The following is a 22,550-nucleotide window of genomic DNA, read 5'->3' on the forward strand; positions in this document are numbered from 1 at the left end:
GAACCCGTTCGAAATGAAAAAAGCCCGCGACTTCCGCGGGCTTTTCCTGGTTACCGTGACACTGCACGAAACAGCGTCTGTTGATGCGTCAGACGTTGAACAGGAAGTTCATCACATCCCCGTCGTGCACGACATATTCCTTCCCTTCCGCGCGCATCTTCCCGGCTTCCTTCGCACCTTGTTCGCCCTTGTACGCGACGAAGTCGTCGAATGCGATCGTCTGCGCGCGAATGAAGCCGCGCTCGAAGTCCGTATGAATCACGCCGGCCGCTTGCGGCGCCGTGTCGCCGATATGGATCGTCCACGCGCGCACTTCCTTCACGCCCGCGGTGAAGTAGGTCTGCAGGCCGAGCAGCTTGAAGCCTGCGCGGATCACGCGGTCGAGGCCCGGCTCTTCCATGCCCATGTCGGCGAGGAACGCTTCCTTGTCCGCATCGTCGAGATCGGCGATTTCCGCCTCGATCGCCGCGCACACCGCGACCACCGGCGAGTTCTCGCTTTCCGCATACTTGCGCACCACGTCGAGGTGCGGGTTGTTCTCGAAGCCGTCGTCCTTCACGTTCGCGACGTACATCGCCGGCTTCGCGGTGATCAGGCAGAACGGCTTGAGCAGCGCCTGCTCGTCGTCCGACAGATCGAGGCCGCGCACGGCCTTGCCCTGGTCGAGGTGCGCGCGCACCTTCTCGAGCACCGCGGCGAGCTTCACCGCTTCCTTGTCGTTGCCGGACTTCGCGGCCTTCGAGTAGCGCGTGAGCGCCTTCTCGACGGTGCCGAGGTCGGCGAGCGCGAGTTCGGTGTTGATCACTTCGATGTCGTCGATCGGGCTGACCTTGCCGGCGACGTGGATGACGTTGTCGTCCTCGAAGCAGCGCACGACGTGCGTGATGGCATCGGTTTCGCGGATGTTCGCGAGGAACTGGTTGCCGAGGCCTTCACCCTTGCTCGCGCCCGCGACGAGGCCCGCGATGTCGACGAATTCGACGACGGCCGGCACGATGCGCTCGGGGTTGATGATCTCGGCGAGCGCCTTCAGGCGCGTGTCAGGCACTTCGACGATGCCGACGTTCGGCTCGATCGTGCAGAACGGGTAGTTCTCGGCGGCGATGCCGGCCTTGGTCAGCGCATTGAACAGGGTGGACTTGCCGACGTTGGGCAAGCCGACGATGCCGCATTTGAGACTCATGGAATCCTTCGGACGGGTGGAGCGGCGCGGCCGGACAAGGCACGGCGGCGCGGGAAAATAGGGACGGCCGGCGCGCGGGGCGCGGCGGGCCGACGTTCAAAGGCGCTATTGTACCGTGCCGACGCCCCGGTTTCCGGCCTTCACCCGAACGCCCGATGCGACGGGCCGCCGCGCTGCCGGACCCGCCTGCGATTCTGCTGATTTCCCGCAAAGTCCGGCCGCGTAAGGGATTGGCCCCACGGCTATAATGCCCGCCATGACTGCCCACCACACCTTCGATGTCGCCGTGGTCGGCGGCGGGCTCGTCGGCAAGACGGCCGCGCTCGCACTGACCCAGTCCGGCTACAAGACCGCCTTGCTCGCCCAGCCGGCCACGCCGCGCCCCGCCGATCTCGCGTTCGACACCCGCATCTACGCGCTGTCGTCCAGCTCGCAGGCACTGCTGGAGCGGCTGCGGGTCTGGCAGGCGCTCGATCATGGCCGGCTCGCGCCGGTGTACGACATGCGCGTGTACGGCGACGCGCACGCGGAACTGCATTTCTCCGCGTACCAGGCCTCCGTGCCGCAACTGGCCTGGATCGCCGAATCGTCGCTGATCGAGACGTCGCTCGACGCGGCGCTGCGGTTCCAGCCGAACCTCACGTGGTTCGACGCGCGCGCGCAGGGCTTCGACGTGCGCGACGACGCAGCCGTGCTCACGCTGTCGTCGGGCAAGGTGCTCGAAGCGGACCTCGTGGTCGGCGCGGACGGCGCGCATTCGTGGGTGCGTTCTCAAATGGGGGCCAGGGTCGAGCGGCGCGATTACCGGCAGACGGGCGTCGTCGCGAACTTCAAGGCGTCGCTGCCGCACCGCGAGACGGCCTGTCAGTGGTTTCACGAAGGCGAGATCATTGCGTTGCTGCCGCTGCCGGACGGTCACGTGTCGCTCGTGTGGTCCGCGCACACCGCGCATGCGGACGAACTGCTCGCGCTCGATCCCGCGCAGCTCGCGGCGGAAGTCGAGCGCGTGTCGCACGGCCAGGTCGGCACGCTGGAATGCGTGACGCCGGCGGCCGGCTTCCCGCTCGCGCTACAGACCGTCGACAAGCTGATCGCCCCGCGCGTCGCGCTGGTCGGCGATGCCGCGCACCTGATCCATCCGCTCGCGGGGCAGGGGATGAACCTCGGGCTGCGCGACGTCGCGGCACTCGCCGATGCGATCGCGAACAAGGAGAGCTTCCGCAACCTCGGCGACACGGTGCTGCTGCGCCGCTACGAGCGCTCGCGCCGCGAGGACATCCGCGCACTGATGGTCGCGACCGACGGGCTGCAGCGGCTGTTCGCGGTTCCGGGCTCGTTCGCGAAGGCGGTCCGCAACGCGGGCATGGCGTTCGTCGGCGCGCAACCGCTCGTGAAGCGCTGGCTCGTGTCGGCCGCGCTCGGCTGAGCGAACCTTCGCGCCCTCGGCCTGTCGGACTGGGCTCCGTTACGGCGTACACTGTGACGTGCACTCCGATTGAGCTGAAGGAACGACAGGATGAAAAAAACGATCCGCATCGCATCGCTGGCGCTGGCCGTCACGATGGCGACGCTCGGCTGTACCGCGCAGGCCGACCAGACCACCGACAAGCTGAAAGCCACGCTGCAAGCGCGTCTCGGCAACGACGCGCCGATCAAGAGCGTGTCGAAGTCGCCCGTCGCGGGCCTGTACGAAGTGAACCTCGGCACGCAGATCATCTATAGCGATGCAGCCGGCGACTACGTGCTGCTCGGCGATCTCGTCGACACCAAGACGCACAAGAACCTGACCGACGCGCGCCTGTCCGACCTCAACAAGATCGACTTCGCGAGCCTGCCGCTCGCGAACGCGATCAAGGTCGTCAAGGGCAACGGCGCCCGCAAGATCGCGGTGTTCTCCGATCCGAACTGCCCGTACTGCAAGCGCCTCGAGACGACGCTGCAGTCGGTCGACAACGTTACCGTCTACACGTTCCTGTATCCGGTGCTGTCGCCCGATTCGACCACGAAGTCGAAGGCGATCTGGTGCGCGACCGATCGCGCGAAATCCTGGGAGGGCTGGATGCTTGACCATCGCGTGCCGACCGGCGCCGGCGCCTGCGATACGACCGCGCTCGACAAGAACCTCGCGCTCGGCCGCGGGATGAACGTCACCGGCACGCCGACGATCTTCCTGCCCGACGGCCGCCGCCTGCCGGGCGCGGTGTCGGCCGACCAGCTGAACCAGGCGCTCGCGTCGAGCAAGTAACCGGCGACACGCCGGGCCGCACGGCCCGGCCAGCGAGGGGCGCCCGCGATCTCTGCCGGCGCCTCTCTTCGTTTCCGCCGCCGTATTCCGTCTGATTTCCCGTCCGATTTTCGACCGATTGCCACGATGACCCAGCCGATCCGCTATTCGATTGCCCCGAAAGATCTTGCCGCGCACCTGTTCGAAGTGACGGTGACGGTCACCGATCCCGATCCCGAAGGCCAGCGCTTCTCGCTGCCGGTATGGATTCCGGGCAGCTACCTCGTGCGCGAGTTCGCGCGCAACATCGTGACGCTCGCCGCGTTCAACGACGCGGGCCGCAAGGTGCGGATCGCGAAAACCGACAAGAACACGTGGCAGGCCGCGCCGGTGAACGGCGCGCTGACGTTGCGCTACGACGTGTACGCATGGGACCTGTCGGTCCGCTCCGCGTATCTCGACGACTCGGGCGGCTTCTTCAACGCCACGGCCGTGTTCCTGAGCGCCGCCGGCCGCGAGGATGCGCCATGCGAGGTCGACATCGCGAAACCGGCGGGCCCGGCGTTTCGCACGTGGCGCGTCGGCACGTCGTTGCCCGAGGCACGCGGGACCAGGCGCTACGGGTTCGGCGCGTATCGCGCAGCGAACTACGACGAGCTCGCCGACCATCCGGTGACGATCGGCGAATTCGCGCTGGCGACGTTCGACGCGCACGGTGTGCCGCACGACATCGTGATCGCCGGGCGCGTGACGCAGCTCGACATGGAGCGGCTGCGCACCGACCTGAAGCGCGTGTGCGAAGCGCAGATCGCGCTGTTCGAACCGAAATCGAAACAGGCGCCGATGGACCGCTACGTGTTCATGACGCTCGCGGTCAGCGACGGCTACGGCGGCCTCGAGCACCGTGCGTCGACCGCGCTGATCTGCAACCGCACCGACCTGCCGGTGAAGGGCCGGTCGGAAACGACGGAAGGCTATCGCACGTACCTCGGCCTTTGCAGCCACGAGTATTTCCATACGTGGAACGTGAAGCGCATCAAACCGGCCGCGTTCGTGCCGTACGACCTCGCGCGCGAAAACTACACGTCGCTGCTGTGGCTGTTCGAAGGCTTCACGTCGTATTACGACGACCTGATGCTGGTGCGCAGCGGGCTGATGTCGCAGGACGAATATTTCGCGGCGCTCGGCCGTACCGTCGGCGGCGTGCTGCGCGGCACGGGGCGCCTGAAGCAGAGCGTCGCGGACAGCTCGTTCGACGCGTGGATCAAGTACTACCGTCAGGACGAGAACGCGACCAACGCGATCGTCAGCTATTACACGAAGGGTTCGCTCGTCGCGCTTGCGTTCGATCTCGCGATCCGGGCGCAGACGCGCAACCGCAAGTCGCTCGACGACGTGATGCGTCTGCTGTGGCAACGCTACGGCCGCGAGTTCTATCGTGGCAAGCAGGCGGGTGTCGAGGAAAACGAGGTCGAGACGCTGATCGAGGAAGCGACGGGCGTCGCGCTCGGCCGGCTGTTCGCCGACGCCGTGCACGGCACGCGCGACCTGCCGCTCGCCGACCTGCTCGCGCCGTTCGGCGTGACGCTCACGCCGGAGGTTGCAGCGGGTGCGACCGCGAAGCCGACCATCGGCGCGCGGCTGCGCGGCGGCGCGGACTGCACGCTGGCGGCGGTCTACGAAGGCGGCGGCGCGCATCGGGCGGGGCTGTCGGCGGGCGACACGCTGATCGCGCTCGACGGGCTGCGCGTCACCGGCACGAACCTCGACATGCTGCTCGCGCGTTACCGGCCGGGCGACAAGGTCGAGGTGCACGCATTCCGCCGCGACGAGCTGCGGACCGCGAAACTGAAACTGGACGGGCCGGAAATCGCGCGCTACCGGCTCGCGGCCGCCGCGAAACCGGCTGCCGCGCAGAAGGCCCGCGAAGCCTGGCTGAAGGGCTGAGCATGCACGGGCGGGTTTCGGGGCGCGATCATGGATTGTTCTGTTGCTGCAACAATCCGTCGCCCTGAACCCGCTTTTTCGCGGCCATGCGGCCACGCACAATGGCGTCACTCGCGCTACCGAAGCGCAACCAAACCGGAGCCTGACATGACGACCATTCTGCAAATCAATTCCGCGGCGCGCTCGCAAGGTGCGCAATCCACGCTGCTGGCCAACGAACTGACGGCAAAGCTGCAACAATCGAACCCCGGTTCGAAGGTCGTGGTTCGCGACCTGCTGGCCGACGCGCTGCCGCACCTCGATGAATCGGTGCTCGGCGCATTCTTCACGCCGGCCGACCAGCGCAGCGCGGAACAGAATGCGATCGTCGCGAAGAGCGATGCGCTGATCGCCGAACTGCAAGCCGCCGACATCATCGTGATCGGCGCACCGATGTACAACTTCGGCGTGTCGTCGCAACTGAAGACGTATTTCGACTGGATCGCCCGCGCAGGCGTCACGTTCCGCTACACCGAGAACGGTCCGGAAGGCCTGATCAAGGGCAAGAAGGTTCACGTGGTGACGGCCCGCGGCGGCAAGTACCTGGGTACGCCGAACGACAGCCAGACGCCGTACCTGCGCTCGTTCCTCGGCTTCATCGGCCTGACCGACGTGAACTTCATCCACGCTGAAGGCCTGAACCTCGGGCCGGATGCGCAGAGCGCCGCGCTCGCCAGCGCACGCGAAGCGATCGCTGCCGTCTGAGGCCGACGCGGGTGCGGTGCACCCGCTGCGTCCGACGGATGAAAAAAACGCCGCGTCCCGAAAGGGGCGCGGCGTTTTTGCTTGATGCGGACGAAAGCGAAACGTGAAGCGCTAAACGCGCAACGCGGTTATGCAAGCGTTTCGGCCACCTCCGGCAGGCGCCAGTCGATCGGCGCGCGCCCAGCGTCGACCAGATAGTCGTTCGCGAGCGCGAAGTGGCGGCAACCGAGGAAACCGCGGTGAGCGGACAGCGGCGACGGATGCGGCGCCTCGAGCACGCAGTGCGCGCTCGCATCGAACAGCGCGCGCTTCGCCTGCGCATGCGCGCCCCACAGCATGAACACGAGGCCGCGATGGCGGCTGGCGAGTTCGCGGATCAGCGTGTCCGTGCATTGCTCCCAGCCGCGCTTCGCGTGGCTCGCGGCCGCACCGCGCTCGACCGTCAGCACGGTGTTGAGCAGCAGCACGCCCTGGCGCGCCCAGGTATCGAGGCAGCCGTGACGCGGCGTGTCGTGGCCGAAATTCGCGGCGATCTCCTTGAAGATGTTGCGCAGCGACGGCGGCGTGCGCACGGCCGGCGGCACCGAGAACGCGAGGCCGTGCGCCTGCGGCGTGCCGCGGTCGTCGCCGTGGTACGGGTCCTGGCCGAGGATCACGATCTTCACGTCGTCCGGGCTCGTCAGGCGCAGCGCGCGGAACACGTCGGTCGGGTAGACCGTCTTGCCGGCCGCGCGTTCGTCGTCGACGAAGCGGCACAGCGGCGCATACGCGTCGCTGTCGGTGAAGGGTTTCAGCACGTCGCGCCAGACGGCCGGCAGCGCGTCGAATTGCGCGGCGAGGTGCGGGACATCCGCGACAACAGGGGCGGCGGGAGTGCCGGGAGCGTCGGCGGCAGCGGGCTGCGGCGCGGCGGAAACCGGCGCGGCGGCCGCGGCCTTCTTTGCGGGCTTGCGCCCGGCTGCGGCCGGCGCAGGCGCCGGGGCGGGAACATCGTCCTGCGCCGTTTCCGGCACGGGATCATCGAACAGCGACGCCTGCTGCGGCGTGCGGAAAGTCTTGCGGGTTGCCATGCGTGATGCGGGTTTATTGCGCGCGCAGCCGGTAGCCGCGTTGCGCCTTGCTGATGTTTTCGGGGGCGAGGCCCGGCAGCGCTTGCTGCAGTTCGGCGGCGAGTGTCGCGAGCGCCGCTTCCGGGCCGTCGATCAGTTCGAGTTCGATTTCGCTGATCGGTTCGCGGCGCGTATCGTGTTCCGCCTGGACGACGATCTCGCCGACGTCCACCGCGGCCTCGACGGTTGCGCCGCCGATTGCGACGCGCCACAGCGTACGCGAAAAATCCGTCCGGAACAGCGCGTGCAGCGCGGGCGCCGCATCGCGCAGCGCGCCGGCAGCCTCCGGCACGTCGCACGCGGTGACCAGCGCATCGATTTCGAGCGCATCGCCGGCGACGGGCAACTCCCATTCATGGCGGCGATGCAGGCCGGCTTCCGCGCTGCCGACCGTCTTGAAGGTCTGCAGCCAGCCGTGCGGCGTGCGGCGCACGCGCACCGCGCTCTTCGAGCGCGCCAGCGCGAGGTCGGGCGTGTCGTAGTAGACGTTCGCCAGCGCGATCACGTTACCGGTTTCGCCGGTCAGCGTCTCGAAAAAGCGCCGCGCCGCATCGGCCTGGCCGGCCGGCAGCGCGAGCTTGATTTCCTTTTCGATCGCCATCAGAAGAACATCCGCGCCAGTTCCTCGCCCGGCTGGTCGGCGCGCATGAACGCTTCGCCGACGAGGAACGCGTTCACGTTCGCCGCGCGCATCGTGTCGACGTCGGTGCGCGACAGGATGCCCGACTCGGTCACGACCATGCGGTCCGGCGGAATCATGTCGAGCATGTCGAGCGTGGTCTGGATCGTCGTCTCGAACGTGCGCAGGTTGCGGTTGTTGATGCCGAGCAGCGGCGTCTTCAGCGTCAGCGCCTGTTCCATCTCGTCGCGGTCGTGAACTTCGACCAGCACCGCGAGGCCGAGCGAGTGCGCGTACGCCTCGAGGTCCTGCATCAGCGGCGTGTCGAGCGCGGCCGCGATCAGCAGGATCGCGTCGGCGCCCATCGCGCGCGCCTCGAGGATCTGGTACGCGTCGACGATGAAGTCCTTGCGCAGCACCGGCAGCGTGCACGCCGCACGCGCTTCCTCGAGATAGCGGACGCTGCCCTGGAAGAATTGCTCGTCGGTCAGCACCGACAGGCACGCCGCGCCGTGGGCCGCATACGAGCGCGCGATGTCGGCCGGCACGAAATGCTCGCGCAGCACGCCCTTCGACGGGCTCGCCTTCTTCACTTCGGCGATTACCGCCGCCTGGCCCGCTGCCTGCTTCGCGCGCAGTGCGCCGACGAAGTCGCGCAGGTCGCGCGCCGATGCGTCCAGTTTCAGTGCCTCGAGCGGCGTGCTGCGCATGGCCGCCGCGACTTCTTCGCGCTTGACGGCGATGATTCGGTCGAGAATGTCGCTCATGTGGGTTCCTGCTTGATTCGTAAAGGGAGTCAGCGCTTGAACTGCTGCGTGAAGCGCACGAGTTCGTCGACCTTCGCGCGTGCCTTGCCGCTCGCGATCGCTTCGCGGGCGAGCTGGATGCCGTCGGCGATCGATTCGGCGATATTGGCTGCATAGAGCGCGGTGCCCGCGTTCAGCGTGACGATCTCGCGTGCGACACCCGGCTGGTTGTCCAGCGCGCCGAGCAGCATCGTGCGCGATTCCTCGGCATTTTCCACCTTCAGCGTGCGGTTCGATACCATCTGCAGGCCGAAGTCCTCCGGATGGATCTCGTATTCGTGCACCTTGCCGTCGCGCAATTCGCCGACGAGCGTCGCGGCGCCCAGCGACACTTCATCCATCCCGTCCTTGCCGTACACGACCAGCACGTGCTGCGCGCCGAGGCGCTGCATCACGCGCACCTGGATGCCGACGAGGTCGGGGTGGAACACGCCCATCAGCTGGTTCGGCGCGCCGGCCGGATTGGTCAGCGGGCCGAGAATGTTGAAGATCGTCCGCACGCCGAGCTCGCGGCGCACGGCCGCGATGTTCTTCATCGCCGGATGATGGTTCGGCGCGAACATGAAGCCCATGCCGGTTTCGGCGATCGATGCGGCAACCTGGTCGGGCTGCAGGTCGATGTTCACGCCGAGCGCCTCGAGCACGTCGGCGCTGCCGGACTTGCTCGACACGCCGCGGTTGCCGTGCTTCGCGACCTTCGCGCCGGCCGCCGCCGTGATGAACATCGACGCGGTCGAGATGTTGAACGTGTGCGCGCCGTCGCCGCCCGTGCCGACGATGTCGACGAAGTTCGAGTTGTCCTGCACTTCGACGTGGTTCGCGAATTCGCGCATCACGGTCGCGGCGGCGGCGATCTCGCCGATCGTCTCCTTCTTCACGCGCAGCCCGGTGATGATCGCGGCCGCCATCACGGGCGACATGTCGCCGCGCATGATGAGCCGCATCAGGTGCAGCATTTCGTCGTGGAAGATCTCGCGGTGCTCGATCGTGCGTTGCAGCGCTTCCTGCGGGGTAATCGTCATCGTGCGTCTCCCGTCAGGCTGCCGGCGCGGCCGCGCGGGCCGCTGCGCGATTCTGCTTCAGGAAATTCTCGAGCAGCGCATGGCCGTGCTCGGAGAGGATCGATTCCGGGTGGAACTGCACGCCTTCGACCGGCAGCGTCTTGTGGCGCACGCCCATGATCTCGCCGTCGTCGGTCCATGCGGACACCTCGAGGCAGTCGGGCAGCGATTCACGTTCGATCGCGAGCGAGTGGTAGCGCGTGACGTCGAAATGCTTCGGCAGGTCGGCGAACACGCCGCGGCAGTCGGTTTCGATCCGGCTCACCTTGCCGTGCATGATGGTCTTCGCGCGCACGACGCGGCCGCCGAATGCTTCGCCGATCGCCTGGTGGCCGAGGCAGACGCCGAGGATCGGCTTCTTGCCCGCGAATTCGCGCAGCACGTCGAGCGTGATGCCCGCGTGCTGCGGATTGCTCGGGCCGGGCGACAGGCAGATGGCGGCGGGGTTCAGGCGCGCGATGTCGTCGAGCGTGATTTCGTCGTTGCGATAGGTGTGCACGTCCTCGCCCAGTTCGCCGAAGTACTGGACCAGGTTGTAGGTGAACGAATCGTAGTTGTCGATCATGAGCAGCATGGTCAGTCTCCGGTCAGAAGTCGCTATCGAGGCCGTCCTGGACCTGTTCGGCCGCACGCAGCACCGCGCGCGCCTTGTTCTCGGTCTCTTGCCATTCGGATTCGGGCACCGAGTCCGCGACGACGCCGGCTGCCGCTTGCACATACAGGTTGCCGTTGTGGATCAGGCCCGTGCGGATCGCGATCGCGAGATCCATCTCGCCCGAGAACGACAGGTAGCCGACGGCGCCGCCGTACAGCCCGCGCTTGATCGGCTCGAGCTCGTCGATCAGTTCCATCGCGCGCACCTTCGGCGCGCCGGACAGCGTGCCGGCCGGGAACGTCGCGCGCAGCACGTCGTAGTTCGTCATGCCGGGCTTCAGCTTGCCTTCGACCGAGCTGACGATGTGCTGCACGTGCGAGTACTTTTCGATCACCATTTTGTCGGTCACCTGCACCGAGCCGATTTCCGCGATGCGGCCGACGTCGTTGCGCGCGAGGTCGATCAGCATCACGTGCTCGGCGATTTCCTTCGGATCGTTCAGCAGTTCGGTCGCGAGTTCCGCATCGCGCTCGGGCGTGTTGCCGCGCGGACGCGTGCCGGCGAGCGGACGGATCGTGACGATCTGGTCTTCACCGCGCTTTTCCTGGCGCACCAGGATTTCCGGCGATGCGCCGACCACGTGGAAATCGCCGAAGTTGTAGTAGTACATGTACGGCGACGGATTCAGCGAACGCAGCGCGCGATACAGCGACAGCGGATTGTCGCGATACGGCTTCGTCAGACGCTGGCCGACCTGGATCTGCATCAGTTCGCCGGCCGCGATGTATTCCTTCGCCTGGCGCACGGCGGCCAGATAGTCTTCCTTCTTGAACTCGCGGAACGTCTCGGTGCGCACACTCGCCGACGTGACGGGCGGCTGTACGGTCGTGCGCAGGCGCTGCTTCAGCTCCCGCAGGCGCTGCTTGGCCTTCGTATAGGCTTCCGGCTGGGCCGGGTCCGCATAGATGATCAGATAGAGCTTGCCGGCGAGGTTGTCGATCACCGCGACTTCTTCGGTGAGCAGCAGCTGGATGTCGGGCAGGCCGAGATCGTCGCGCGGCGCGGTGTTCGCGAGCTTCTTCTCGATGTAGCGCACCGCGTCGTAACCGAAATAGCCGGCGAGGCCGCCGCAGAAGCGCGGCAGGCCCGGGCGCTGCGCCACCTTGAAGCGCGCCTGGAACGACTCGATGAATTCGAACGGGTCGCCGTCGTGCGTCTCGACGACCTGGCCGTCGCGCACCACTTCGGACACGCCGTTGCGGGTGCGCACCAGCGTGCGGGCGGGCAGGCCGATGAACGAATAGCGGCCGAAGCGTTCGCCGCCGACCACCGACTCGAGCAGGAACGAGTTGGCGCCCGCGCGTTCAGGCTGGGCCAGCTTCAGGTAGAGGGACAGCGGCGTTTCGAGGTCGGCGAGCGCTTCCGCGATCAGCGGGATGCGGTTGTAGCCTTCGTTCGCAAGCGATTGGAATTCGAGTTCGGTCATGTTCCGGTCCTGTTCGGGACGAGCGGCGGCGTGCGCCAGGGATCACTTGACGCTGCGCGGGCTGCCGTCGGCGAAAGGGCGGTCGATCGAGAAGTGCCTGTTGCCGGCCGGCACGCCGGGCGTGAACGTCGCGAGCCTGCGGCCGGTCCTGAACGCAAGCGTTCGGACGCGGTAGAACTCGAGGTGGTGCGACGATCGGCGCGCGGCTGCGCAGCGAGATAAAAAACGGCGCTGAAGACGTGCCTCAGCGTACCTCATCGAAGAGGTTAGCGCGACCAGCGACGCCAGGGCCAGGCTCCCCGGTCGATGCTGCTCAGACTCCGTTTTTTATTCAGAAACATGCGGATGGAAGAAATAATCAGAGGGTTGGCCGGCCGGCATTGTGCGCGGTGATCGCGCGGGCTGCGACCAGCAACGAATCGACTATACCATCCGAATTTATCGTTTGTATAGCTTTGCCGTGGTTGTAGCCGTAGGGCACCGTCAGCGTCGCCATCCCGGCCGCGCGGCCCGCCAGCGCGTCGTTTTCCGAGTCGCCGATCGCGACCGCCGCGTCCGGCGCGACGCCGAGCGCTTCGCACGCCGTCAGCATCGGCAGCGGATCGGGCTTCTTGCGCGCGACGCTGTCGCCGCCGAGCACGATGCCGAAGCGATCGATCAGCCCGTATTGCTCGAGCAGCTCGACCGCGAAGCGGTGCGGCTTGTTCGTCACGCATGCGAGCCGGATGCCGGCCGTGCGCAACGCATCGAGGCCGGTTGCGACGTCCGGATAGAGACGCGTGTGGCGGCCGTTGATCTTCGCGTACTCGGTCTGGTAGATCGCGAGCGCGTCGTCGAAGCGCGCGTGCGCTTCGTCGGGCGTGAAGCGCGGCTTCAGCACGCTCTGGATCAGATGCTCGGAGCCCTTGCCGACGTAGCCGATCACCTCGTCGCGCGACGTGGCCGGCGCGCCGAGCTGCGCGAGCATTCCGTTCAGCCCGGCCGTGAAATCGTCGGCCGTGTCGACCATCGTGCCGTCGAGGTCGATCAGTGCCGCGTCGATGCGCGGCGTCGCGAAACGGACCGCGCCGTCGGCTGCGGGCCCGGCCAGCGAGGAATCGGCCACGGCGTCAGCTCCGCGCGACGGTGCCGAGCGCGGCACGCATCTCGTCGATCACCGTGCGGTAATCGGGCTTGCCGAAGATCGCCGAACCCGCGACGAAGGTGTCCGCGCCGGCCGCCGCGATTTCCGCGATGTTGTCGGCCTTCACGCCGCCGTCGACCTCGAGCAGGATCTCGCGGCCGGTGCGCTCGGTGTACGCGTCGATGCGGGCGCGCGCTTCGCGCAGCTTGTTCAGCGTTTCCGGAATGAACGACTGGCCGCCGAAGCCCGGGTTCACCGACATCAGCAGCACGAAGTCGAGGCGGTCCATCACGTGGTCGAGATAGTTCAACGGCGTGGCCGGGTTAAACACGAGGCCGGCCTTGCAGCCGTGATCGCGGATCAGCGACAGCGTACGATCGATGTGGTCCGAGCCTTCCGGGTGGAAGCTGATCAGGTTCGCGCCGGCTTTCGCGAAATCGGGCACGATCCGGTCGACCGGGCGCACCATCAGGTGCACGTCGATCGGCACCTGCACGTGCGGGCGGATCGCCTCGCAGACGAGCGGGCCGATCGTGAGGTTCGGCACATAATGGTTGTCCATCACGTCGAAGTGAATCCAGTCGGCGCCGGCGGCGACCACGTTGCGGACTTCTTCGCCGAGCCGTGCAAAGTCGGCCGACAGGATGCTGGGAGCGATGCGGAATTGAGTCATGACAGGGGAGCGGGGACGCTGCGGCGCAAAACCGCCATTCTACCGTCCGGCGACCCGGTGCGCGGCGACGGGCCGTGCGGATGCGGCCCGATTCCGCATAGAATGCCGAACCAGTGCGGCGCGCCCGCGGCCCTGCCGCTCGAGTCGGCGCGGCGGTTACCTACAGCGGAAACACCATGAGTCAGTATCAGTTCACCGTTTCGGTGAAAACCAGCTACTTGCCGGAACAATCCGACCCCGATCGACGTCAATACGCATTCGCGTACACGCTGACCATCCGGAATACCGGGCAGGTCGCGGCCCAGCTGATCGCGCGTCACTGGATCATCACGGACAGCGAAAACCACGTGCAGGAAGTGAAGGGGCTCGGCGTCGTCGGGCACCAGCCGCTGCTGCAGCCGGGCGAACAGTTCGAATACACGAGCTGGGCCGTGATCGCGACGCCGGTCGGCACGATGCGCGGCGCGTACTTTTGCGTGGCGGAGGACGGCGAGCGGTTCGACGCGCCGGTCGACGAGTTTGCGCTGCACATGCCGCGCACGCTGCATTGAGCGTGCGGGCGCTGGTCAGCGCGGCTGGCGGTCGTTGCCGCGGGCGTGCTTCTTCCTGCCCGACGACGTCCACACGACGATGAAGATCAGCAGGGCAAGCGCTACGAAGGCTTCGAGCGCGAAGATGAGCATCGGATATTGGTCGAGAAAATCTGACATGGCGGTTTCCATCAAGAACGGACATTGTATGTGGTTTGGGCCGCGGGCGGCCGGCTGGGTTGCGGCGGTCGCGACGGCGGCGCTGCTTGCCGCGTGCGGCGGCGCGCCGACGCGCACGTCGACGCTCAAGCCGCCGACCGGTGCGGCGATCGTGCCGGGGCAGGTCGCCGCGAAGCGGCTGACGCCGGTCGCATGGCAACAGGTGCCGGGGTGGCAGGACGATTCGCTGATCGGCGCGACGGCCGCGCTGCGGCAGAACTGCGCGCGGCTTGCGCGGCAGCCGGCGTGGCAGCGCGCCTGCGCGGCCGCCGATCGCCTCGACGAACTCGACGTCAGCAGCGCGCGTACCTTCTTCGAAACGTATTTCACGCCGTTTCAGCTGGCGAACACCGACGGCACGCTCGACGGGCTCGTGACCGGCTATTACGAGCCGCTGCTGCATGGCTCCCGCGTGCGTCGCGGTCCTTACCAGTACGCGCTGTACCGCTGGCCGGCCGGCTATCGCACCGGTGCCGCGCTGCCCGCTCGCGCGCAGCTCGAGCGCGCCGGCATCCTGAACGGCAACGAACTCGTGTGGGTCGACGATCCGATCGAGGCGTTCTTCCTGCAGGTGCAGGGCTCGGGACGCGTGCTGCTCGACGACGGTTCGGTGATGCGGGTGGGTTTCGGCGGCACCAACAACCAGCCGTATCGCTCGATCGGCAAGTGGCTGCTCGATCGCGGCGAGCTGACGCCCGCCCAGGCGACGATGCAGGGCATCAAGGCGTGGGCGAAGGCGAACCCGACTCGCGTGGATGCGTTGCTCGACACGAATCCGCGATTCGTGTTCTTCCGCGACATGCCGACGAAGGAAGATGCACCGCACGGCGGCGCGGACGGCCCGATCGGTGCGCTCGGCGTGCCGCTCACGGCGGAGCGTTCGATTGCGGTCGATCCGTCGTCGATCCCGCTCGGCACGCCGGTGTTCCTGCAGACCACGCGTCCGCTGACGAATACGCCGATGAACCGGCTCGTGTTCGCGCAGGACACGGGTTCCGCGATCAAGGGTGGCGTGCGGGCCGACTATTTCTGGGGGCTCGGCGACGACGCCGGCGACCAGGCCGGACGGATGAAGCAGATCGGCCGGATGTGGCTGCTGTTCCCGAATTCGTAATCCGCGGTGACGCCGGCACGCACGTGTAGCCGGCGCGTCGAGACGAGGCAGCCCGACCGGTTTTGGCCGGTCGGGCTGTTTTTTCGAGGGCCGCGCATGATCGCTGTTCCGGACCGCCGTCGTGCCGTAGCCGGTATCAGCCCTTGCGCTTGTCGATGACGCGTCGCGCCTTGCCGACCGAGCGCTCGATTCCGTTCACGGGCAATACGTTGATGACAGCCGTCACGCCGATCAGCGACTTGATGTCGTGTGCGAGCGCCTGTCTGGCCGCGTGGATCGCGGCCGTGTCGGGCGCCGTTTCGGGACACGGCTCGACGTTGAGCGTCAGCACGTCGAGCGGACCTTCCTTCGTCAGCACGATCTGATAGTGCGGTGCCAGCGCGCGCTGCTTCAGCAGCTGTTCCTCGATCTGCGTCGGGAAGACGTTGACACCCCGCACGATCATCATGTCGTCCGAGCGCCCGGTGATCTTTTCCATCCGGCGCATCGTGCGCGCGGTGCCGGGCAGCAGGCGCGTGAGGTCGCGCGTGCGGTAGCGGATGATCGGCAGCGCTTCCTTCGTCAGCGACGTGAAGACCAGCTCGCCGAGTTCGCCGTCCGGCAGCACTTCGCCGGTCTCGGGGTCGATGATTTCCGGATAGAAGTAGTCTTCCCAGATGGTCGGGCCGTCCTTGGTCTCGACGCATTCAGACGCGACGCCCGGGCCCATCACTTCGGACAGCCCATAGATGTCGACCGCGTCGATGCCCATCCGCTGCTCGATGGCCACGCGCATGTCGTTCGTCCACGGTTCCGCGCCGAAGATGCCGATGCGCAGCGAACTCTGCGCGGGATCGAGACCCTGGCGCTCGATCTCGTCGGCGATCGACAGCATGTAGCTCGGTGTCACCATGATGATGTCGGGCCGGAAATCCTGGATCAGCTGCACCTGCTTCTCGGTCTGGCCGCCGCCGAACGGGATGACGGTGAGCCCTGCGCGTTCGGCGCCGTAGTGTGCGCCGAGCCCGCCGGTGAACAAACCGTAGCCGTAGCTGACATGAACCTTGTCGCCGCGCCGCGCGCCGGCTGCGCGGATCGAGCGCGCGACGAGATTCGCCCACGTATCGATGTCGCGCGCCGTATAGCCGACGACGGTCGGCTTGCCGGTCGTGCCCGACGACGCGTGAATGCGCGAGATCTGGTCCTGCGGCACCGCGAACATGCCGAACGGGTAGCTGTCGCGCAGGTCGCTCTTGGTCGTGAACGGGAAGCGCGACAGATCCGTGAGTGTCTTCAGGTCGTCGGGATGCACGCCCGCTTCGTCGAATTTGCGGCGATAGACGGGGGAGTGCTCATACGCATGCCGGAGCGACCATTTCAGGCGTTCGAGCTGTAACGCGGTCAGCTCGTCGCGTGAAGCGGTCTCGATCGGCTCGAGCGGTAGCGGGGTAGTCATGCCTGTCTCCAGTGATTGTTATGAGCGAGCCGTGGACGTCAGCGGTCTTCCGGGAGGACCGTGCCCTTGATCTGGGCCGATTTGCCGCGAAACATCGCGACCGTTTCGCCTGTCTGGTTCGTGACGCGGATGTCGTAGACGCCATGCCGGCCGTTGCGTGTCTGCTCGATCGCCTCGGCCGTCAGCAGGTCGTTGCCGTAGACGGGGCGCAGGTATTCGATCGAGCAGCCCGCGGCAACGGTATTCAGGTTGTACGAGTTGCACGCGAACGCGAACGTCGAATCGGCGAGCGTGAAGATGATGCCGCCGTGGCAGGTCTGGTGCCCGTTCAGGAATTCCGGCCGTACGCGCATCTGCAGGCGTGCGTAGCCGGCGCGCACTTCGGCGATTTCCATGCCGAACGCGCGGCTGCAGGCGTCCGCGTCGTACATGGCCCGCGCTGTCGCACGGGCGAGCGCATCGGGGTCGAGCGTGTCGGTGGAGGTGGTCATGTCAACGCCCCTCGAACCGCGGCGCGCGCTTCTCGATGAACGCCTTCACGCCTTCCGCGTAGTCGTACGACTGGCCGAGCTTGCGCTGCAGGTCACGCTCGAGGTCGAGCTGCTGGTCGAGCGTATTCGTGACGCTGTCGCGCATCGACTGCTTGATCGACGCGATCGCGAGCGTCGGTTGCTGCGCGAGCTGGTTGGCAACTTGACGGGCCGACGCGGCGAGCGCATCGTCGTCGACCGCGCGCCAGATCAAGCCCCATTGTTCGGCCTGTTCGGCGCCGAGCTTGTCGCCGGTCAGGGCGAGCCCCAGCGCGCGTGCCATGCCGACGCGTTGCGGCAGGAACCATGTGCCGCCCGAATCGGGCACGAGCCCGATCTTGACGAAGGCCTGGATGAAACTGCTCGAGCGCGCGGCGAACACGATGTCGCAGGCGAGCGCGAGATTCGCGCCGGCGCCGGCCGCCGTGCCGTTGACGGCGGCGATCACCGGAATCGGCATGCGTTGCAGGCGGCGGATCAGTGGATTGAAATGCTCGTCGATCAGCGTGCCGAGGTCCGTGGACGCGCCCGGCGTGAAGTCGAGGTCGGCCAGGTCCTGGCCTGCGCAGAAGCCGCGCCCCGAACCCGTCAGGATCAGCGCACGCGCGCCGGCCGTCTCGACTTCATCGAGTGCCGACTGCAGTTCGCGGTGCATTGCCCGCGTGAAGCTGTTCAGCTTGTCCGGACGGTTGAGGGTGATCGTGGCCACGCGGGCAGCCTGATCGATATCCAGCTGGATCGCCTGATATGACATGCAGTGTCTCCTTCATGACTTCGTTATAGGCGCGCGGTGCGTCGGTTACACGCGTTCGATGGCGATCGCGATGCCCTGGCCGACGCCGATGCACATCGTACAGAGCGCAAAGCGGCCGCCCGTACGCTCGAGTTGATGAAGTGCCGTGGTCACGAGCCGGGCGCCCGATGCGCCGAGCGGGTGGCCGAGCGCGATCGCGCCGCCGTTCGGGTTCACGCGCGGATCGTCGTCGGCGACGCCGAGCATGCGCAGCACCGCGAGACCCTGCGACGCGAATGCCTCGTTCAGCTCGATCACGTCGAACTGATCGATCGTCATCCCGAGCTGGCGCAACAGTTTCTGCGTGGCCGGCGCCGGGCCGATGCCCATCACGCGCGGCTCGACGCCGGCGGTCGCCATGCCGACGACGCGCGCACGGCGGCGCAGCCCGTATTGATCGGCGGCTTCCGCGTTGGCGAGCAGCAGTGCGCATGCGCCGTCGTTGACGCCCGACGCGTTGCCGGCCGTCGCCGAGCCGTCCGGGCGCACGACGCCCTTCAGCTTCGCGAGCGCTTCGAGCGACGTTTCGCGCGGATGCTCGTCGACGGATACGACGAGCGCGTCGCCTTTCTTCTGCGGAATCGTCACCGGGACGATTTCCTCGGCGAGCGTGCCGTCCCGTTGCGCGCGCGCGGCTTTCTGCTGGCTGCGCAGCGCGAACAGGTCCTGGTCGGCGCGGCTGATGTCGTAGTCGATCGCGACGTTCTCGGCCGTCTCCGGCATCGAATCGACGCCGTATTGCTGTTTCATCAGCGGATTGACGAAACGCCAGCCGATGGTCGTGTCGAAAATGGCGGCCTGGCGCGCGAACGCGCTGGCGGCCTTGCCCATCACGAACGGCGCACGCGTCATGCTTTCGACGCCGCCCGCGATCATCAAGCGTGCCTCGCCCGCCTTGATCGCGCGCGCGGCGGTGCCGACGGCGTCCATGCCCGAGCCGCACAGCCGGTTCAGCGTCGTGCCCGGCACGGCGGTCGGCAGGCCCGCGAGCAGCGCGGACATGCGCGCGACGTTGCGGTTGTCCTCGCCGGCCTGGTTCGCGCAGCCGTAGATCACGTCGTCGATTGCCGACCAGTCGACGTTGCGGTTGCGCTCGATCAGCGCCTTGAGCGGCACCGCGCCGAGATCGTCGGCACGAACGTCTTTCAGGGCGCCGCCGTAGCGGCCGATGGGGGTGCGAATCGCGTCGCAGATGTAGGCGTCGGTCATGGGTGTGTCGATGTGCAACGAACCCGCCGGGTGGCGGATTCGTTCATGGTAGAGAACGTGACGGCGTTTGCACGTCGGCCATTCGGGTTATGCCGTCTGGCCGGCTTCCGCGGGCACTGCCTTCGGCGCAACATGGACGCGGCTTTGCACCACGCGGAACCGGTTGGCGACGAACGCCGGGTCGGCCAGCGCCGCGTTGGCGGCCGGGTTCGCGCCGGTGCCGTGGAAGTCGGAGAAGGCGGCCGACTGGTTGACGAACACGCCGCCCGTCAGGTTGATCGACAGCGCGACGCCGCCACGCACCGCCGCATCGTGCGCAGCGTCGAGGACCTTGTCGTCGGTACTGTAGACGGACAGCGTCAATGCGCCATGTTCCGCGGCAATTTCGCCGGCGAGATCGAGCGACTGCGCGGTCGAGTCGGTCGCGATCACGAACGAGATCGGGCCGAACCATTCCTGCGTGAACTTCGCGCGGTCGGCCACGTCGAGTTGCAGCACGAGCGGCGTGCGCACGCGAGCGTCGGCGAACGCCGGGTGCTGGAGCGTCTGGCTGTCGGCGAGCACGCGGCCGAGCTTGCGCGCGTCGTCGATGCGCGCGGTCACGCCGTCGTTCTGGATCGCGCCGATCAATTCGACCGAGCGCGCCGGGTCGCCGGTCAGCTTCTGCACGGAGACGGCGATGGCCTGCGCGACTTCGTCGAAGCTCGCGTGACCGTCGGCCGTCCGGATGCCGTCGCGCGGCACATAGATGTTCTGCGGTGCCGTGCACATCTGGCCGGAGTACAGCGCCAGCGAGAACGCGATGTTCTTGGCCGCGGCCTTCAGGTCGTCGGTCGAGTCGATCACGATCTGGTTGACGCCTGCCTTCTCGGTATACACCTGTGCCTGGTGGGCATTGCGTTCGAGCCACGTGCCGTTTTGCGTGCTGCCCGTGAAGTCGATCAGCTTGATTTCAGGACGCAGCGCGAGGTCCTGCACGAGGGCGCCGTCGTTCGGCTCGGTCGCGAGGAGCGTGACGACGTTCGGATCGAAGCCGGCTTCGCGCAGCACGTCGCGGGCGATGCGGACCGTGATCGCGAGCGGCAGGATCGCGCCCGGATGGGGTTTGACGATCACCGTGTTGCCGGTCGCCAGGTCGGCGAACAGGCCCGGATAGCCGTTCCAGGTCGGGAACGTGCAGCAGCCGAGCACGAGGCCGGTACCGCGCGGGACGATCGTATAGCGCTTGTGCATCGCGAGCGGCGGGTTCTTGCCTTGCGGCTTCTCCCAGTGCGCATCGGCGGGGATGCGCCGCAACTCGTCCCATGCATAGGCGACCGCTTCGAGTGCTCGATCCTGCGCGTGCGGGCCGCCGGCCTGGAACGCCATCATGAACGCCTGGCCCGTCGTGTGCATCACGCTGTAGGCAATCTCGAAGCTCGCGCGATTCAGTCGCGCGAGGATTTCCAGGCTGACGCCGATCCAGGCGCTCGGGCCGGCTTCGCGCCATGCACGCTGGGCCGCGGCGGCTGCGGCAATCAGTTCGTCGGGCGTCGATTTCGGGTAGCGGATGCCCAGCGCGACCCCGTACGGCGACTGCTCCGCGCCGACGGTTCCGCCGGACGCCGGCTGGTCGAGCACGAACGTGTTGCCGAGGTGTGCCTTGAACGCCGCTTCGCCATCGGCGTTCGCGCTTTCCCCGTACACTTTGGGACTCGGCATTTCCGCGAACGGGCTCCAGTACCCGCGGCTCTCGATGGCGGCGAGGGCGTGTTTCAGCGTGTCTTCGTGCTTCGTGAACAGTGCATGGGTCATGACGGCGGCCTGATGGACGTTGAGAAGGGTTGGATCGATTAATTAACCGACCGGTTGGTCGGAGAATGGTAGCATCAAACTATTCGCATGTGCGAGGCGTTTCTCATTTCATTGATCGAGGAGAAATAGATGTCTTACGAGAACATCCTGGTGGAGACCCGGGGGCGAGTCGGGCTGGTCACGCTCAACCGTCCGAAGGCGCTGAATGCGCTGAACGATGCGCTGATGGATGAGCTGGGCGCCGCGCTGAAAGCGTTCGACGCGGACGACGAGATCGGCGCGATCGTCGTGACGGGAAGCGAGAAGGCGTTCGCGGCCGGGGCCGACATCGGCATGATGGCGACCTATTCCTATATGGATGCTTACCGCGGCGACTACATCACCCGTAACTGGGAGACCGTCCGCGAGATCCGCAAGCCGATCATCGCTGCCGTGGCGGGCTTCGCGCTCGGCGGTGGCTGCGAACTCGCGATGATGTGCGACATCATCTTCGCGGCGGAAACGGCCAAGTTCGGTCAACCCGAGATCAAGCTGGGCGTGATGCCTGGCGCTGGCGGCACGCAGCGCCTGCCGCGCGCGGTCTCGAAGGCGAAGGCCATGGACATGTGCCTGACCGCACGTTTCATGGATGCAGCCGAGGCGGAGCGGGCCGGGCTGGTGTCGCGTGTGCTGCCTGCCGACAAACTGCTCGACGAGGCGATTGCCGCTGCGACGACGATCGCCGAGTTTTCTCTGCCGGCGGTCATGATGGTCAAGGAGTCGGTGAACCGTGCGTACGAGACGACGCTGGCCGAGGGCGTCCATTTCGAGCGTCGACTGTTCCATTCGTTGTTCGCTACCGAAGATCAGAAGGAAGGGATGGCGGCATTCGTCGAGAAGCGGAAACCGGTATTCAAGAACCGTTGATTCGCCGGCGGCCGGGTGGAGCTTGGCGAGCGACGGGTGTCGGTCGCCGCCATGATCGCCTGGTGCAACGAACCCCAAGCCCCCGTGCGCGGCAGCGCACGGGGGCTTTTCAAAATATTTTCACAAAGGGGTTGCGCAGACGAGGGCAGGTGCTTAGAATCACGCCTCTTTCGCGCTAACGGAAACGCAGCGCGGGGGAAGAAAGGAAGCGGTGCTGTCGGGCGGGTCGTAGCGGCCTCGGCGGTGCAGGACGTTGAACCCCAGCCGTCGCAACGAAGCAGTTAAAAAGTTGTTGACGAACTGAAAAAGACGGTTCATAATCCCGCTTCTCTGCTGCTGAAAACGCAGCGCTGCTGAGAAACACGAAGTTTCTCGCAGAAATGCTCTTTAAAAATTAACAGCCGATAAGTGTGGGCGCTTGATGGCAGCGAGCTGATCCTCGGATCAGAT

Annotated in this window: 21 protein-coding genes; 7 read left to right on the forward strand and 14 right to left on the reverse strand. The window is 66.7% G+C overall.

Features of this window, described 5'->3' with window-relative positions:
• Window positions 1-88 precede the first annotated feature (88 nt).
• Window positions 89-1,183: a redox-regulated ATPase YchF gene (ychF, locus tag U4012_RS23210; protein ID WP_044845885.1), complete on the reverse strand. Its 1,095-nt coding sequence runs from the start codon at window positions 1,181-1,183 to the stop codon at window positions 89-91.
• Window positions 1,184-1,430: 247 nt separating this feature from the next.
• Here ychF and U4012_RS23215 point away from each other — a divergent pair, with 247 nt between their 5' ends.
• The 4 genes from U4012_RS23215 to U4012_RS23230 all read left to right on the forward strand — a co-directional run bounded on the left by U4012_RS23215 (window position 1,431) and on the right by U4012_RS23230 (window position 6,098).
• Entirely contained in the window at window positions 1,431-2,609 is a 1,179-nt protein-coding gene (locus tag U4012_RS23215) for a UbiH/UbiF family hydroxylase (protein ID WP_124487905.1), read from the forward strand.
• A gap of 90 nt (window positions 2,610-2,699) precedes the next feature.
• The gene (locus U4012_RS23220; RefSeq protein WP_044845883.1) at window positions 2,700-3,428 is read left to right on the forward strand and encodes a DsbC family protein; all 729 of its coding nucleotides are present in this window, start codon (window positions 2,700-2,702) and stop codon (window positions 3,426-3,428) included.
• Window positions 3,429-3,554: 126 nt separating this feature from the next.
• Entirely contained in the window at window positions 3,555-5,354 is a 1,800-nt protein-coding gene (locus U4012_RS23225) for a PDZ domain-containing protein (protein ID WP_321801805.1), read from the forward strand.
• Window positions 5,355-5,501: 147 nt separating this feature from the next.
• Window positions 5,502-6,098 carry an FMN-dependent NADH-azoreductase gene (locus tag U4012_RS23230; protein WP_044845881.1) on the forward strand — a complete coding sequence of 199 codons (597 nt, stop codon included), beginning with the start codon at window positions 5,502-5,504 and terminating at the stop codon, window positions 6,096-6,098.
• Between the two features lie 128 nt (window positions 6,099-6,226).
• Here the strand turns inward: U4012_RS23230 and U4012_RS23235 are convergent, their stop codons facing one another.
• From U4012_RS23235 to rpe, 8 genes are all read right to left on the reverse strand, one after another.
• Window positions 6,227-7,168: a uracil-DNA glycosylase gene (locus U4012_RS23235; protein WP_321801808.1), complete on the reverse strand. Its 942-nt coding sequence runs from the start codon at window positions 7,166-7,168 to the stop codon at window positions 6,227-6,229.
• Between the two features lie 13 nt (window positions 7,169-7,181).
• Window positions 7,182-7,808: a CYTH domain-containing protein gene (locus tag U4012_RS23240; RefSeq protein ID WP_321801810.1), complete on the reverse strand. Its 627-nt coding sequence runs from the start codon at window positions 7,806-7,808 to the stop codon at window positions 7,182-7,184.
• Window positions 7,808-8,593, reverse strand: coding sequence for an indole-3-glycerol phosphate synthase TrpC (trpC, locus tag U4012_RS23245; RefSeq protein WP_044845878.1), 786 nt, complete (start codon window positions 8,591-8,593; stop codon window positions 7,808-7,810). The genes U4012_RS23240 and trpC overlap by 1 nt, the downstream gene beginning before the upstream one ends.
• A 29-nt stretch (window positions 8,594-8,622) precedes the next feature.
• A complete protein-coding gene (gene trpD, locus U4012_RS23250) occupies window positions 8,623-9,654 on the reverse strand; it encodes an anthranilate phosphoribosyltransferase (RefSeq protein WP_039318793.1) in 1,032 nt (343 codons plus the stop codon).
• 13 nt (window positions 9,655-9,667) lie between these two features.
• Window positions 9,668-10,267 carry an aminodeoxychorismate/anthranilate synthase component II gene (locus U4012_RS23255; RefSeq protein ID WP_044845877.1) on the reverse strand — a complete coding sequence of 200 codons (600 nt, stop codon included), beginning with the start codon at window positions 10,265-10,267 and terminating at the stop codon, window positions 9,668-9,670.
• 13 nt (window positions 10,268-10,280) lie between these two features.
• Window positions 10,281-11,774, reverse strand: coding sequence for an anthranilate synthase component I (trpE, locus tag U4012_RS23260; RefSeq protein WP_059449739.1), 1,494 nt, complete (start codon window positions 11,772-11,774; stop codon window positions 10,281-10,283).
• A gap of 358 nt (window positions 11,775-12,132) precedes the next feature.
• Complete coding sequence (locus U4012_RS23265) at window positions 12,133-12,879, reverse strand: phosphoglycolate phosphatase (protein ID WP_321801815.1); 747 nt, start codon at window positions 12,877-12,879, stop codon at window positions 12,133-12,135.
• A gap of 4 nt (window positions 12,880-12,883) precedes the next feature.
• Window positions 12,884-13,570 (reverse strand): ribulose-phosphate 3-epimerase, encoded by a 687-nt coding sequence (gene rpe, locus U4012_RS23270; RefSeq protein ID WP_321801817.1) that lies wholly within the window; start codon window positions 13,568-13,570, stop codon window positions 12,884-12,886.
• Window positions 13,571-13,746: 176 nt separating this feature from the next.
• Between rpe and apaG the strand changes: the two genes are divergently transcribed.
• On the forward strand, window positions 13,747-14,121 hold the full coding sequence (gene apaG / locus U4012_RS23275; protein ID WP_057924835.1) for a Co2+/Mg2+ efflux protein ApaG: 375 nt from the start codon (window positions 13,747-13,749) through the stop codon (window positions 14,119-14,121).
• A 79-nt stretch (window positions 14,122-14,200) separates the two neighbouring features.
• Window positions 14,201-15,433 carry a murein transglycosylase A gene (locus tag U4012_RS23285; RefSeq protein WP_415750397.1) on the forward strand — a complete coding sequence of 411 codons (1,233 nt, stop codon included), beginning with the start codon at window positions 14,201-14,203 and terminating at the stop codon, window positions 15,431-15,433.
• A gap of 136 nt (window positions 15,434-15,569) precedes the next feature.
• On the opposite strand, the gene paaK is transcribed toward U4012_RS23285, so the two are convergent.
• From paaK to paaN, 5 genes are all read right to left on the reverse strand, one after another.
• On the reverse strand, window positions 15,570-16,868 hold the full coding sequence (gene paaK, locus U4012_RS23290) for a phenylacetate--CoA ligase PaaK (protein ID WP_044845874.1): 1,299 nt from the start codon (window positions 16,866-16,868) through the stop codon (window positions 15,570-15,572).
• Window positions 16,869-16,906: 38 nt separating this feature from the next.
• Window positions 16,907-17,359: a hydroxyphenylacetyl-CoA thioesterase PaaI gene (gene paaI / locus U4012_RS23295; RefSeq protein WP_321801824.1), complete on the reverse strand. Its 453-nt coding sequence runs from the start codon at window positions 17,357-17,359 to the stop codon at window positions 16,907-16,909.
• 1 nt (window position 17,360) lies between these two features.
• A complete protein-coding gene (gene paaG, locus U4012_RS23300) occupies window positions 17,361-18,152 on the reverse strand; it encodes a 2-(1,2-epoxy-1,2-dihydrophenyl)acetyl-CoA isomerase PaaG (RefSeq protein ID WP_321801826.1) in 792 nt (263 codons plus the stop codon).
• 45 nt (window positions 18,153-18,197) lie between these two features.
• On the reverse strand, window positions 18,198-19,400 hold the full coding sequence (gene pcaF / locus U4012_RS23305) for a 3-oxoadipyl-CoA thiolase (RefSeq protein ID WP_321801828.1): 1,203 nt from the start codon (window positions 19,398-19,400) through the stop codon (window positions 18,198-18,200).
• 87 nt (window positions 19,401-19,487) lie between these two features.
• Window positions 19,488-21,194, reverse strand: a complete 1,707-nt coding sequence (paaN, locus tag U4012_RS23310; protein WP_044845870.1) for a phenylacetic acid degradation protein PaaN — start codon at window positions 21,192-21,194, stop codon at window positions 19,488-19,490.
• Window positions 21,195-21,323: 129 nt separating this feature from the next.
• On the opposite strand from paaN, the gene U4012_RS23315 reads away from it, so the two are divergent.
• A complete protein-coding gene (locus U4012_RS23315) occupies window positions 21,324-22,100 on the forward strand; it encodes an enoyl-CoA hydratase (protein ID WP_321801831.1) in 777 nt (258 codons plus the stop codon).
• Window positions 22,101-22,550: the final 450 nt, after the last annotated feature.

The organism is Burkholderia sp. BCC1988 (genome assembly GCF_905339895.1).
Taxonomy (GTDB): Bacteria; Pseudomonadota; Gammaproteobacteria; order Burkholderiales; family Burkholderiaceae; genus Burkholderia.